Origin of the sequence: Streptomyces sp. NPDC060027, assembly GCF_042737005.1 — a bacterium.
Taxonomy (GTDB): Bacteria; Actinomycetota; Actinomycetes; order Streptomycetales; family Streptomycetaceae; genus Streptomyces.
On the sequence record NZ_JBHWVI010000252.1, the window covers coordinates 1 to 11,735 of the forward strand.

General features: G+C 67.5%; 12 protein-coding genes and 1 pseudogene. 5 read left to right on the forward strand and 8 right to left on the reverse strand.

Annotation, left to right across the window (positions count from 1 at the left end; all coding sequences use genetic code 11):
- Nucleotides 1–295: 295 nt before the first annotated feature.
- The 4 genes and pseudogenes from ACFWBT_RS37130 to ACFWBT_RS37145 form a co-directional block, all read right to left on the reverse strand.
- Nucleotides 296–760: an SUKH-3 domain-containing protein gene (locus ACFWBT_RS37130; RefSeq protein ID WP_385707524.1), complete on the reverse strand. Its 465-nt coding sequence runs from the start codon at nucleotides 758–760 to the stop codon at nucleotides 296–298.
- A gap of 40 nt (nucleotides 761–800) precedes the next feature.
- Nucleotides 801–1,388, reverse strand: coding sequence for a hypothetical protein (locus ACFWBT_RS37135; RefSeq protein ID WP_385707526.1), 588 nt, complete (start codon nucleotides 1,386–1,388; stop codon nucleotides 801–803).
- 80 nt (nucleotides 1,389–1,468) lie between these two features.
- Nucleotides 1,469–1,678: a DUF397 domain-containing protein gene (locus ACFWBT_RS37140; protein ID WP_385707539.1), complete on the reverse strand. Its 210-nt coding sequence runs from the start codon at nucleotides 1,676–1,678 to the stop codon at nucleotides 1,469–1,471.
- Between the two features lie 33 nt (nucleotides 1,679–1,711).
- Nucleotides 1,712–2,069 (reverse strand): annotated as a pseudogene (locus ACFWBT_RS37145) (Scr1 family TA system antitoxin-like transcriptional regulator); the annotation flags it as partial.
- A gap of 417 nt (nucleotides 2,070–2,486) precedes the next feature.
- Between ACFWBT_RS37145 and ACFWBT_RS37150 the strand changes: the two are divergent.
- From ACFWBT_RS37150 to ACFWBT_RS37160, 3 genes are all read left to right on the forward strand, one after another.
- The gene (locus ACFWBT_RS37150; protein WP_385707528.1) at nucleotides 2,487–3,518 is read left to right on the forward strand and encodes a helix-turn-helix domain-containing protein; all 1,032 of its coding nucleotides are present in this window, start codon (nucleotides 2,487–2,489) and stop codon (nucleotides 3,516–3,518) included.
- A 49-nt stretch (nucleotides 3,519–3,567) separates the two neighbouring features.
- Complete coding sequence (locus ACFWBT_RS37155; protein ID WP_385707530.1) at nucleotides 3,568–4,164, forward strand: Uma2 family endonuclease; 597 nt, start codon at nucleotides 3,568–3,570, stop codon at nucleotides 4,162–4,164.
- Nucleotides 4,165–4,293: 129 nt separating this feature from the next.
- Complete coding sequence (locus ACFWBT_RS37160; RefSeq protein WP_385707532.1) at nucleotides 4,294–5,319, forward strand: hypothetical protein; 1,026 nt, start codon at nucleotides 4,294–4,296, stop codon at nucleotides 5,317–5,319.
- A 138-nt stretch (nucleotides 5,320–5,457) separates the two neighbouring features.
- Here ACFWBT_RS37160 and tuf read toward each other — a convergent pair whose 3' ends face one another.
- The 4 genes from tuf to rpsL form a co-directional block, all read right to left on the reverse strand.
- Complete coding sequence (gene tuf / locus ACFWBT_RS37165; RefSeq protein WP_266761733.1) at nucleotides 5,458–6,651, reverse strand: elongation factor Tu; 1,194 nt, start codon at nucleotides 6,649–6,651, stop codon at nucleotides 5,458–5,460.
- 143 nt (nucleotides 6,652–6,794) lie between these two features.
- Nucleotides 6,795–8,924 carry an elongation factor G gene (gene fusA, locus ACFWBT_RS37170; RefSeq protein WP_385707534.1) on the reverse strand — a complete coding sequence of 710 codons (2,130 nt, stop codon included), beginning with the start codon at nucleotides 8,922–8,924 and terminating at the stop codon, nucleotides 6,795–6,797.
- A 39-nt stretch (nucleotides 8,925–8,963) separates the two neighbouring features.
- A complete protein-coding gene (gene rpsG, locus ACFWBT_RS37175) occupies nucleotides 8,964–9,434 on the reverse strand; it encodes a 30S ribosomal protein S7 (RefSeq protein WP_003992340.1) in 471 nt (156 codons plus the stop codon).
- A gap of 3 nt (nucleotides 9,435–9,437) precedes the next feature.
- Nucleotides 9,438–9,809, reverse strand: a complete 372-nt coding sequence (gene rpsL / locus ACFWBT_RS37180) for a 30S ribosomal protein S12 (protein WP_003948652.1) — start codon at nucleotides 9,807–9,809, stop codon at nucleotides 9,438–9,440.
- Between the two features lie 422 nt (nucleotides 9,810–10,231).
- Here rpsL and ACFWBT_RS37185 point away from each other — a divergent pair, with 422 nt between their 5' ends.
- Together ACFWBT_RS37185 and ACFWBT_RS37190 are read left to right on the forward strand one after the other, a co-directional pair.
- Nucleotides 10,232–10,933 (forward strand): Crp/Fnr family transcriptional regulator, encoded by a 702-nt coding sequence (locus ACFWBT_RS37185; protein WP_351542674.1) that lies wholly within the window; start codon nucleotides 10,232–10,234, stop codon nucleotides 10,931–10,933.
- A gap of 188 nt (nucleotides 10,934–11,121) precedes the next feature.
- A partial coding sequence (locus ACFWBT_RS37190; protein WP_385707537.1) for a hypothetical protein occupies nucleotides 11,122–11,735 on the forward strand: 614 nt, incomplete at its 3' end.

Genomic DNA, 11,735 nt, shown 5'->3' on the forward strand with positions numbered 1-11,735 from the left:
CCGCACCCGGTCCGGGTCACCCGGCGTCGGATCCTTGTCCAGATCCAGGACATGCCAGTCCCCCGGCCGATTCCCCGCCATGCCGCAACCCCCGTCACGTTCGCCTCAGCAACTCTCGTACGCATCAGCGAATTTACCCGAGGACGACGACGCACGTGGATCGAGACCTCGCCGGGCTGGGCAACCAACTCAGCCAGCCCGTGCACCACTTCAGCGTGCGCGCGGCCCGCGACAGGCACGTGGTCGCAGCCGAGTCACCTCGTCCACGAGAGCAAGCGGTGTGCTGGAGCCCTGCCTACCGGATCCCCTCGACAAGCTTCTCCAGCGCCCGGTCCGCGGTTTCCGCCAGCAGCGTGACGCTGCCCATGCCGATGTAGACCGCGCCGTTCGGAGCGATGCCCAGGTAGCTGTTTCCACGGTCGGATTCCCCGATCGGGTAGAGATCGACGCCGCCCTCTTCGCTGAGTACGTCGAAGATTTCGTCGTCCCACTCGGCCACCCTCGGGTCGAGCCTGAACCCCATGCGGGCCATGGTTCTCCCAGGTCCTCGCTCGTCGCTCTCCAGCCCACCGAACTCGGCGAGAAACCTCCGGGCACACTCGTGCATGTCAAAGCCACCGCGCTCACCGAGGGTGCTGCCCCACACGTCGGTGGGCACCGAGCGGCCCGGATACCAGCCGGCCCTCCGCAACACGCGATCCGTCTCCGCAGACCACCGCGAGCCGTTTTCCCTACTCATCTCCACGTCACCCGCCGCCATCCCGCGTCATCGTTCGAACCACCGTCGGCGCGACTCACGCTCACGGATCGATCGCATCCTCCAGCCCATGGGCGTACGCCCTGAACCGGGCCTTGACCTCAGTGCTTGAGGATGAGTCGGGGCGCAGGACGCCCGGCAGGAACGTGACGCGCCACATCCGGAAGGTGTCCGCCGCGGCCCGGTCGCTCTGGACACCCAGCAACGATCCCGCCGTCCGCACGGCATCGACGACCAGAGGCACAGCCGTGTCAGGACCAGGGCTCCTCACCGTGGCCGTTCCCACCAACGCGTCCATGAGGGTGACCAGTTGGAGGTCCCCGCCCATGCGAACCATGCGTCGCAGTACGGCCGGGTCATCGATCTGCGGAGGGTAGCTTTCGATGGATCCCGAGTACATCGTCAGACACTCGACTGTCACCTCGCGGCCGTCGTTCCACCCTCCCTGGCTCTCGAAGACGGCCATCGTCTCGGGAGAGAAGTCACCGACGTCTCGAATCAGGGCGAGGAGTCGATCGATCTCATTCCGGTGAGCCGCCACGAAGCCGGCGAGGGACACATCCCGCAGCGCCCTCGCACCCGATTCCGTCGCCGCGCCCAGCTCCAGAATCCCCCACAGGGGGGCGAACACGTCATAGCCGAGTCCCGTTTCCGAGATCGGCGCATGGACGGGATCCGTCTCCGCAGGCCGCCGCGAGCTGTTCTCCAGGCTCATACCTGAGCGGCGTACGGGAGGAAGGCCGCCCATGCGGTGGGGGCGAAAGTGAGGTGCGGGCCCTCGGGGTTCTTGGAGTCACGGAGGCGGATCGTGGTGAGGGTGGGGGCTATCTCGACGCAGTCACTGGGATTGCTGCTGTCGCTGTAGCCGCTCTTGAACCACTCCAGCTCGGAAGCTTCTTCGACCGAGGTCCCGTGGGTCATGTCTCTCCCAGCACTTGCTCGATGAAGGCCAATGACCGGCCGACCAGCAAACTCGTCGTCCGTGCGCCCGACGGCAGTACCGTCTCCGAACTTCAGCACCTGAATCCGTCCACCCGTTCCCAGGTGGTTCGCGCGACGCGTCGGCATCACCTGGAGCTCCACGTACGGCAACTGGGCCAACCTCAGCATGTGTTCGAGCTGTCGGCGCAGCACCATTGTGCCTCCGCTTCAGCTCGCGCACCTTCTTCGGGTACCGGGCCTTCTCCATGTCCTCCTTGAACGCCTTGAGATGGCCGCCGGTGTTCAGGACCTCGTCCGCCCGGTCCAGGAAGTCCACCCTGGAAATCCGCGCCCCGCGCTCCACCTTTCGAACGCGGCCGTGGCCTGCTCCTCGTGGCGGCGCTCGCCGACCGCTGGGGCGTGAAGCCCGGAGCCGCCCCGCGCAAGACCGTCTGGGCCGAACTGGCCATCCCCACCACCGGATCGTGGTTTTCCAGGTCCCGGTGATCGGGGTCTCGGCCCCGCACGACATCAAAAGCTTTTGAATCCGGAGGAAGAAAAAACCTCCCAACCCCACCAGTTCGCCCAAAGCTAGCCCATCACTCGCAAGGGTGATGATTGCTAACTCAGCTGGATTTTGCGCCCGTTGGCGGGCATATGCTCGCCGCGACAGCGGGGGAGCGGCGCCGCGGCATCACGGCCTCGCTCCAGCACCCTGTCACCACAGCAACCGCAGACATGCGACGGCCCCCGGCCGGGACTGGCATCCCGATCGAGGGCCTGACCAACGAGGAAGAGCACCTTCCCGATGGATTCCCAAAACCTTAGCGCGCCCTCGTGCGCCCAGCCCCGTGTTCCGCGGGGTGTCACCCACATCAACGTCCGCCACACCACCCGCTACACGGTGGTCGGCAACCACCTCGCCCAGCACCGCGAGCTGACCCTCACCGCGATCGGGCTCGCCCTCCACATCCAGTCGCTCCCCGCCGGCGCCCGCGTGGACATCAAGTCCATCGCCGCGCGTTTCCCCGAGGGCGAGACCCGGATCGCTTCGGCCCTGCGGGAGTTGGAGGCGCACGGCTACCTGTCCCGCAGGCGGGAGCGGCTGCCGAGCGGCCGGGTCGTCACGCACACGGTGTCGTACAACCGGCCGCAACGGTTCGTCGAGCCGACAGCGCATCCATCCGCGCCCGGCCCCGTCTCTGCGCCCGTCCCCGTCGTTGAACCGGTCCAGGCCGTCGGCTCCGTTGCGACAGGCGGCCCTGTCCCTCCGCCCGAACTCCCGCCCGCGCCCGGCCCGGTGCATGAGTCGGTCCTCACACCGGTTCCCCTTCCCAGCTCAAGGCCAGGGCCAGGGCCAGGACCAGCGCCCACGCCCGCACCAGCACCAGCACCAGCACCAGCACCAGCACCAGCACCCAAGCCGAAGCGCCCTCTCCCCACCCCCGAAACCGACAACCCCGACCGACACCGCGCGGCCACCGCCCTCCTCGCGAGCCTGCACCGGGAGGACCCGCGCCTGCTGCTCGCGGAACGCGATGTACGCCGTCTGGCCCCGGCCGTCACGGCCTGGCTGGAACGCGGCGCCGCCCTCGAAGCCGTACGCCTCGCTCTGGCGGCCGGCCTTCCCCGCGGGCGCCTGCACCACCCAGCGGGCTTTGTCTCCCACCGGCTCACCGACCTCCTGCCGTCGCGGTTGCCCGCCACCGCCCCAGCGGTCGCGCGATCCCACCCGCACCGGCATCCGCTCCAGAACTGCGACGGCTGCGACCGCGCGTTCCGTGCCCCGGCCCCCGGCCGCTGCCGCGACTGCCGATCCATTCCTCTGGAGGCCGCCTAGCATGAAGGTGACGATCCTTGCCCCCGGGCCCAGACGAGGAGCGAGCGCCATGACCATCGCCCCGGACGACGCGCAGCAGAGCGCCTCCCACCTGTACCGGACCATGAGGGGTTTCGTTCAGTCCATGGACGACACCCTCCCCGGCAAGTTCGAGATCACCAGGGAAGGGATCGTCCACGACATGATGTCGCCCGGAGGGCCGCACGAGGTCACGGCAGCGCACATCAGCCGCCGGCTGGAGAAGGTCATGCCGGACGAGCTGCTGGCCCACAACGGCACCCCCGACGTGGAGGACGAGCCCGAGGGCATCATGCGCCACCCCGACGTGATGGTGATCGCCTGGACCGATCTGGACACGGAGGCCTCCGTCGATCCACGCAGCGTCATCGCCGCAATCGAAGTGGTCTCCCGCTCCAACCCGGACAACGACTGGGTGGGCAAGATGCGTGACTACCCGCTGATCGGCATCCCCGTATTCGCGGTCTTCGACCCCCGCACCGGCACGGGCGCCGTCCTGACCGACATCCACTCCACCCCCGACGGCCCCCGCTACGCCACCCGCAAGGACTTCGTCTACGGCGAGGACGTCACCATCGGCGAATGGACCATCTCGACCGAGAACCTGCCGCGCTACAGAAGCCGCTGACCGGACCGGACCCACGAGCGACTTCCGACCGGCCGGCGCACGGACGGCGGACCCCGGCGGCGCGGCCGCCGTACCCCGGAAGCCCCGCCCGGCAGGGGGCCGGGTGGTCCTCCCCCGTAACCTCGCCCCATGCCCCGCACGACTCCGCCCCGCCCCCTCGAAGTCACCGACCTCTTCCCCGAGTTGGCGCCGCTGGCCCGTACCGCGGTCCGGTTGCACCCTCGGCCGGGTTCCCCCGGCGTTTCCGACAGTTCGATCGGCGGTCCCCTGTTGTGGCCCGCCGACGAGCCGTGGCCCACCTGCCCGGATCACGCCGGTCCCTCGCACCGCGGTGTCGCCCCCGACGACGTGCTGCTGCGACGGCGCGTCCTCGCCGAGGCCTGGGCCCGCCCACGGGCCGGGGGTGACGACCTCCTCACCCCCGAGGAGAAAGTGGTCGTCGACCGTGGTTCCGGCTCCGCCGCGAAGCGCATCACCCAGGACGGACCGGTCCCGCTGATCCCCGTGCTCCAGCTGTACGCCGCCGACATCCCCGCGCTGCCGCGGCCCCCCGGTACCGACCTGCTCCAGATGCTGTGGTGCCCCTTCGACCACGCCGAGGACTACCTCCCCGCGGTCCGACTGCGGTGGCGGTCCTCCTCCGACGTCACCCACCCCCTCGCGACCGCCCCTCGGCCGTCGGTCATCGGCAACGACGACTACCTCCCCGAGCCCTGTGTCCTCCACCCGGAGACGGTCACCGAGTACCCGGCCCCGCACGAACTGCCGGAGGAGCTGGCGGACCGGATCGCGGACTGGGAGGAGGAGCAGAACCCGGAGGAGCTGGACGACATCACCGTCGTGGACTACCAGTACGACCTCAGCGTCGCCCCCGGCTGCAAACTCGGGGGCCACGCGCCCTGGAGCTTCAGCGACCCGTTCCCCATGGCCTGCTCCGAGTGCGGTGCGGACGTACGCCCGCTGCTCACCCTCGACGGCGCCGAATGGGACGGCGGCAGCGGCAGCTGGCGCCCCGTCGAGGACACCGGCTACACCGGTCTGCACTTCCTCGGGCCGGCCTGCGCCACCCAGCTGAACATCGGACGCGGCTACAACCTGCAGGTCTACGTCTGCACGGCCTCGTACGACCATCCTCACGTGCAGAACATGCAGTGACGGTTCCCCGCCCCGCAGCCATCAGCTTCCGCGTCGGCGTCGGCAGGTGGCGGGAACGACGAAAGGGCCCGTACGACCGAAGTCGTACGGGCCTTCTCTGGAGCTCTGGAAGGAGCTACCAGGTCATACGGTCAACAATTACTTGTTGATCTTGGTGACCTGGCCGGCGCCCACGGTCCGGCCACCCTCACGGATGGCGAACTTCAGGCCCTCTTCCATGGCGACGGGCTGGATGAGCTCAACCTTCATCTCAGTGTTGTCGCCCGGCATGACCATCTCCGTGCCCTCGGGGAGGGTCACAACACCGGTCACGTCAGTCGTACGGAAGTAGAACTGCGGACGGTAGTTGTTGAAGAACGGCGTGTGGCGGCCACCCTCGTCCTTGGACAGGATGTAGGCCTGGGCCTCGAACTCGGTGTGCGGCGTGACCGAACCGGGCTTGATGATGACCTGGCCGCGCTCGACGTCCTCGCGCTTGATGCCACGGAGGAGCAGACCGACGTTCTCGCCGGCCTGGCCCTCGTCGAGCAGCTTGCGGAACATCTCGATACCGGTGACCGTGGTCGTGGTCTTGTCCTGCTTGATGCCGATGATGTCAACGGTCTCGTTGACCTTCAGGACACCACGCTCGATACGGCCGGTGACGACCGTACCGCGACCGGTGATCGTGAAGACGTCCTCGACGGGCATGAGGAACGGCTTGTCGACGTCACGCTCGGGGGTCGGGATCGCCTCGTCGACGGCGGCCATGAGGTCCAGGACCGTCTGGCCCCACTCCTTGTCGCCCTCGAGCGCCTTGAGCGCCGAGACCTTGACGACCGGAAGGTCGTCGCCCGGGAACTCGTACTCGGAGAGGAGCTCACGGACCTCGAGCTCGACGAGCTCCAGGATCTCCTCGTCGTCCACCATGTCGGCCTTGTTCAGGGCGACGACGATGTACGGAACGCCGACCTGGCGGGCCAGGAGCACGTGCTCCTTGGTCTGCGGCATCGGGCCGTCGGTCGCGGCGACGACGAGGATGGCGCCGTCCATCTGCGCCGCACCCGTGATCATGTTCTTGATGTAGTCAGCGTGACCCGGGCAGTCGACGTGGGCGTAGTGACGGCCCTCCGTCTGGTACTCGACGTGCGCGATCGAGATCGTGATACCGCGCTGGCGCTCCTCAGGAGCCTTGTCGATCTGGTCGAAGGCCGAGGCCTCGTTCAGGTCCGGGTACGCGTCGTGCAGCACCTTGGTAATGGCGGCCGTGAGGGTCGTCTTACCGTGGTCGATGTGACCGATGGTGCCGATGTTGACGTGCGGCTTAGTCCGCTCGAACTTTGCCTTCGCCACTGGGGTCCTCCTGCGGAGTGGTTCTGGTACGCCTTACTCATCGGCGCCAGGTGATCTTTGCTGGGATGCCGCCCGCCGGGGTTTTCCCTCCCGGGTGAGCCCCGGCGGTCGGTGTCAAGCCTAAAGCGTGCAAACGGGGTGTGTTACTCGCCCTTGGCCTTCGCGATGATCTCCTCGGCGACGTTCCTGGGAACCTCGGCGTAGGAGTCGAACTGCATCGAGTAGCTTGCGCGACCCGAGGTCTTGCTGCGGAGGTCTCCGACATAGCCGAACATCTCCGACAGGGGCACCAGACCCTTGACGATCCGGGCACCCATACGCTCCTCCATGGCCTGAATCTGACCACGGCGGGAGTTGATGTCGCCGATGACCTCACCCATGTAGTCCTCGGGCGTGGTGACCTCGACGGCCATCATCGGCTCAAGGAGCACGGGGGAAGCCTTGCGCGCGGCCTCCTTGAAGGCCTGCGAACCGGCGATCTTGAACGCGAGCTCCGAGGAGTCGACCTCGTGGTAGCCACCGTCGAGAAGAATGACGCGAACGCCCGTCATCTCGTAGCCCGCCAGGATGCCGAACTGCATGGCTTCCTGCGCACCGGCGTCCACCGACGGGATGTACTCCCGGGGGATACGTCCACCGGTGACCTTGTTCACGAACTCGTACGCCGGACCGTCGGTCTCGGTGATGGGCTCGATCGCGATCTGCACCTTGGCGAACTGACCGGTACCACCGGTCTGCTTCTTGTGCGTGTAGTCGTGACGCTCGACGGCCTTGCGGATCGTCTCGCGGTACGCGACCTGCGGCTTGCCGACGTTGGCCTCGACCTTGAACTCACGGCGCATACGGTCGACCAGCACCTCGAGGTGCAGCTCGCCCATACCACCGATGATGGTCTGGCCGGTCTCCTCGTCCGAGTGAACCTGGAAGGAGGGGTCCTCCTCCGCGAGACGCTGGATGGCTACACCCAGCTTCTCCTGGTCACCCTTGGACTTGGGCTCGATGGCGACCTGAATGACCGGCGCCGGGAAGTCCATGGACTCCAGGATCACCGGGTTCTTGTCGTCGGACAGCGTCTCACCGGTGGTGGTCTGCTTCAGGCCCATCACGGCGACGATGTCGCCGGCGCCCACCGCCTCGATCTCCTCACGCTTGTTCGCGTGCATGCGGTAGATCTTGCCGATGCGCTCCTTCTTGCCCTTGACGGAGTTCAGCACGGCAGTGCCGGACTCCAGGCGGCCCGAGTAGACCCGGACGAAGGTGAGCTTGCCCAGGTGCGGGTCGCTCATGATCTTGAACGCGAGCGCGGACAGCGGCTCGTCGACGGACGGCTTGCGCTTGACCACGACCTCGGGGTCCTTCACGTCGTGGCCCTCGATGGCCTCGACGTCAAGCGGGGTCGGGAGGTAGCGCACGACCGCGTCGAGCAGGGGCTGAACGCCCTTGTTCTTGAACGCGGTACCGCAGAACACCGGGGTGACCGTGACATCGCTGGACTTGCCGGACGCGATGGTGACGCGACGGATCGCGGCGTACAGCTGCTCCTCGGTGGGCTCCTGGCCCTCCAGGAACAGCTCCATGATCTCGTCGTCGTGCTCCGCGACGGTCTCGACCAGCCTGCCGCGGTACTCCTCGGCAGCCTCGGTGTGCGTGGCCGGGATGTCGACGACGTCGTACATCTCGCCCTTCGCCGCCTCGGCGGACCACACGAGCGCCTTCATGCGGACCAGGTCCACAACGCCCTTGAAGTCCATCTCGGCACCGATCGGCAGCTGCATGATGATCGGAACGGCGCCAAGCCGGTCCTTGATCATGTCCACGCAGCGGTGGAACTCGGCGCCGGTGCGGTCAAGCTTGTTCACGAAGCAGATGCGCGGCACGCCGTAACGGTCGGCCTGACGCCACACCGTCTCGGACTGCGGCTCGACACCGGCGACACCGTCGAACACCGTGACGGCACCGTCGAGGACGCGGAGCGAACGCTCCACCTCGACCGTGAAGTCGACGTGCCCCGGGGTGTCGATGATGTTGATCGTGTAGTCGTTGTCCTCAAGCGGCCAGTGACAGGTGGTGGCAGCAGAGGTGATCGTGATGCCACGCTCCTGCTCCTGCTCCATCCAGTCCATGGTGGCGGCGCCGTCGTGGACTTCACCGATCTTGTAGCTGACGCCGGTGTAAAAGAGGATCCGCTCGGTGGTGGTCGTCTTGCCCGCGTCGATATGAGCCATGATCCCGATGTTGCGGACCCTGGCCAGGTCAAGTGAAGTGGTAGCCATAAGGCTTCAGTCTTCTCTCGGTCTCGATGTGGGTAGCGACTACCAGCGGTAGTGCGCGAAGGCCTTGTTGGACTCGGCCATCTTGTGGGTGTCCTCACGCTTCTTCACAGCGGCACCAAGGCCGTTGGAGGCGTCGAGAAGCTCGTTGAGCAGACGCTCGGTCATGGTCTTCTCGCGACGGGCGCGGGAGTAACCGACGAGCCAGCGCAGCGCGAGCGTGTTGGCGCGACCGGGCTTGACCTCGATCGGAACCTGGTACGTCGCACCACCGACACGGCGGGACTTGACTTCGAGCGTGGGCTTGATGTTCTCCAGCGCGCGCTTCAGCGTGATGATCGGGTCGTTGCCCGTCTTCTCACGCAGACCCTCCATGGCACCGTAGACGATGCGCTCGGCGGTGGAGCGCTTGCCGTTGAGCAGCACCTTGTTGATGAGGGAGGTCACCAGAGGGGAACCGTAGACCGGGTCGATGATGACCGGGCGCTTCGGGGCGGGGCCCTTACGAGGCATTTTCTACTTCTCCTTCTTGGCGCCGTAGCGGCTGCGGGCCTGCTTGCGGTTCTTGACACCCTGGGTGTCGAGCGAGCCACGGATGATCTTGTAGCGAACACCCGGCAGGTCCTTCACACGGCCGCCGCGCACGAGCACGATGGAGTGCTCCTGCAGGTTGTGTCCCTCACCCGGAATGTAAGCCGTGACCTCGATCCCGCTGGTCAGACGCACACGCGCGACCTTACGCAGGGCCGAGTTCGGCTTCTTCGGGGTGGTCGTGAACACACGCGTGCAGACGCCACGACGCTGGGGCGAACCCTCGAGTGCGGGCGTCTTGTTCTTCTCGACCTTGTCCTGCCGGCCCTTCCGGACCAGCTGCTGGATCGTAGGCACTACTTCTCCGGTTTCTGTGTGCCGAATGGTGAAGCTAACCTGGAACGCCACCGACCCACGCGGTCGGGTGTGTCGAATACTGCAGACCTTCGCCGCAAGGCGAAAAGGGCGCAGATTGCGGTGGCCGCTTACGGCTCTCCTTGCGGTTCGAAGGCACGCACGAGAGCCAGGGCACACCCCAGGCACAAGGTAAGAGCGTACCTACCTCACGGACTTCGGTCAAAACAAATGCCGTGGTGCCCGACACGCCGGACTTCTCCCGGTCCATTCTCGGGGCTCTTGACGCCTCTCGCAGCTTCTCACCGGTGAATGTCCCGGATTCGGTGCGCACGGCACACACTGGGTGAGTACGTTGACCGGTTGCTGTGCATCGGTCACTGTGCGTCGGCCACGGTGCCGATAGGGGGACGGGGGATGGACTCATGACGGCTGCACCCTTAACCGGGGACGAGAGCCTGGACGACCGGGTGCCGTTCCTGGCACGCCTGGAGAGCGACGACCGCTCCGCGCTGCTGTCCCTCGGGCGGGAGCTGTCCTTCACGCCCCGGATGGTTCTCCTGCACCAGAGCGAACCGTCCTCGCACGTACTGATCGTGACGCACGGCTGGACGAAGGTGACGGCGTCCGCCGCCAACGGCTACGAGGCGCTGCTCGCGCTGCGGGGGCCCGGCGACATCGTCGGCGAGTCCGCCGCGCTCACCGGCCGGCCTCGCTCGGCGACGGTGACGGCCCTGGAACCGGTCCGCACGGTCGCGGTCGTACGCGAACACTTCACGGACTTCCTCGCCCGCTCCCCCGCCGTCTCCTTCGCCCTGCTCGGCCTCACCTCGGACCGCACCCGCGCCGCCGACCGCCGCCGCCTGGAGTTCGCCTCCATGAGCGTCCGCGAGCGCTTCGCCGCGCTCCTGCTCGACCTGGCCCGCACGAACGGCCGCCGCACGGAGGAGGGCGTCGAACTCTCCGTCCCGCTGAGCAAACAGGAGCTGGCGGGCTCGGTGGGGGCGTCCCGGGAGATGGTCCAGCGCCTGCTGAAGGAACTCCGCGAGCGGGACGCCGTGCTGACAGGCCGGCGGACGATGGTGATCCTGCGGATGGACGTCCTGCGCCGGATCGCCCGGGGATGACCGGGCCCGGCACGGAACCCGGACGCCCCGGCACGGACGTGCGGGACTCCCCGGACGGCTGAGCCGCCCGTGACTCCGGAACCCTTCTGTGCACACGGTCACACTTCGAGTGGGACATCCGCCCTCACACCCGGCCCACCGGTGACGCCAACCTGCATGCCAGGCGAGGCCCCCACCGAAAGGCGACCATGACCGACCCCGTGAGCCGGACGATCCTCCTGCTCGACATCGAGAAGTACAGCGACCGGGACGACGTCGAGCAGGCCTACCTGCGCCGGATGCTGTACGACATCACGGACCGCGCGCTGGAGAGCGCCGGCATCGACGAGCGCCTGCGCCTGCGGGCGGACCGCGGTGACTCGGTGATGGAGCTGATCGACGCCAACGCCTCGGTCACTGCGCTGCTGCGCGCCCTGCTCACCGAGGTGCCCGCCCAGCTCCACGCGGTCAACCGGATGGCGTCCAGCTCCGCCCAGATCCGGCTGCGCGGTGTCGTCGCCACCGGATACGTCGCCGTCGACGCGTACGACGGCTGGGTCGGCTCCGACCTCAACCACGCCTGCCGGCTCCTCGACGCCGGACTGCTGCGCGCCGCCCTGCGGGAGCGGCCGAACGACTTCGCCCTGTGCGTCTCGGAGAGCGTGCACGCGGGGATCGTGCGGCACAACCACCCCGGCATCCCGGCGGACGGCTTCCACCCGGTGACGGTGGACAGCAAGAACGGACCCCTGCGGGCCTGGCTGCACGGCCCGGTTCCGCACGGGGCGGACGACCACCATGGCCACAGTGAAAAGGGGGGAGC

Excerpts from the sequence above, each read along its gene's own strand:
- ACFWBT_RS37130 (WP_385707524.1), bottom strand. The coding sequence starts at position 760 with ATGGCGGCGGGTGACGTGGAGATGAGTAGGGAAAACGGCTCGCGGTGG.
- ACFWBT_RS37140 (WP_385707539.1), bottom strand. The coding sequence starts at position 1,678 with ATGACCCACGGGACCTCGGTCGAAGAAGCTTCCGAGCTGGAGTGGTTC.
- ACFWBT_RS37150 (WP_385707528.1), top strand. The coding sequence starts at position 2,487 with ATGGATTCCCAAAACCTTAGCGCGCCCTCGTGCGCCCAGCCCCGTGTT.
- ACFWBT_RS37155 (WP_385707530.1), top strand. The coding sequence starts at position 3,568 with ATGACCATCGCCCCGGACGACGCGCAGCAGAGCGCCTCCCACCTGTAC.
- ACFWBT_RS37160 (WP_385707532.1), top strand. The coding sequence starts at position 4,294 with ATGCCCCGCACGACTCCGCCCCGCCCCCTCGAAGTCACCGACCTCTTC.
- fusA (WP_385707534.1), bottom strand. The coding sequence starts at position 8,924 with ATGGCTACCACTTCACTTGACCTGGCCAGGGTCCGCAACATCGGGATC.
- rpsG (WP_003992340.1), bottom strand. The coding sequence starts at position 9,434 with ATGCCTCGTAAGGGCCCCGCCCCGAAGCGCCCGGTCATCATCGACCCG.
- ACFWBT_RS37185 (WP_351542674.1), top strand. The coding sequence starts at position 10,232 with ATGACGGCTGCACCCTTAACCGGGGACGAGAGCCTGGACGACCGGGTG.